At 72.9% G+C, this 884-nt stretch carries 1 protein-coding gene; it reads left to right on the forward strand.

Annotated elements, in window-relative coordinates:
• Positions 1-839: MBL fold metallo-hydrolase (locus tag AC2W7C_RS18535; RefSeq protein ID WP_486002658.1), on the forward strand; the 839-nt coding region annotated here is incomplete at its 5' end.
• Between the last annotated feature and the right edge of the window lie 45 nt (positions 840-884).

Raw genomic sequence — 884 nt, forward strand, 5'->3', positions numbered from 1 at the left:
CGGCGCCGGCCGGTCCCGCCGCCCCGGCCGCCGCGGCGCCCGACATCCACGCCTTCCGGATCGGCCAGATCCAGGCCGTCGCGTTGAGGGACGGAGAGATCGTCTTCGCGCCGGGCGACGCCATGAGCCCCTGGAAGAATCCGGCCGAGGTCTCCGCCCTGCTGACGGCCGCTGGCCAGGCGGACGGGAAGGTGCATCTGCCGGTCCAGCCCCTGCTGCTGCGCGACGGCGAGCGGATCGTGCTGATCGACACTGGAGCGGGCGGCCAGATGGGGACCGAGGGCAAGCTGCAGGCCTCGCTGCGGGCCGCGGGCGTCGACCCGGCCCAGGTGACGGACATCCTGATCTCGCACGCCCACGGCGATCATGTCGGCGGCCTGGTCTCGAACGGCGCCCTGGCCTTTCCCAACGCCACGATCCGATTGAGCGCGCCGGAATGGGCCGACCTGCAGGACCAGGCCGAGATGGCGGACCTGGTGCGGGCGATCACGCCCAAGGTACGGGCCTTCGCGCCGGGCTCGACGGTGGCGCCGGGGATCACGGCGGTCTCGCTGAACGGCCACACGCCCGGGCATTCGGGCTACGAGATCGTCTCGGGCGAGGCGCGGCTGCTGTACCTGGGCGACGCGCTGCACAGCTCGGTCATATCGGTTCAGCGCCCCGAATGGGTCAACGGCTGGGACAGCGATCCGGCCGCCGGGATCGCCACGCGGCAAGCGCTGCTCGAGCGCGGCGAAACCCAGGATCTGCTGGTCTATGGCGTCCACTTCCCGTTCCCGGGTCTGGGCCGGTTCCGCCGCGCCGACGAGTCGGCTTCGTCTGGGCCGCCCGGCCAGTGAGGCGGGGGCTTCTTTTCGGCCGTGGCCCTCGCGGCGGCGCTGGCG

The organism is Brevundimonas sp. CURTG3B2_SDJG (assembly GCF_057364705.1).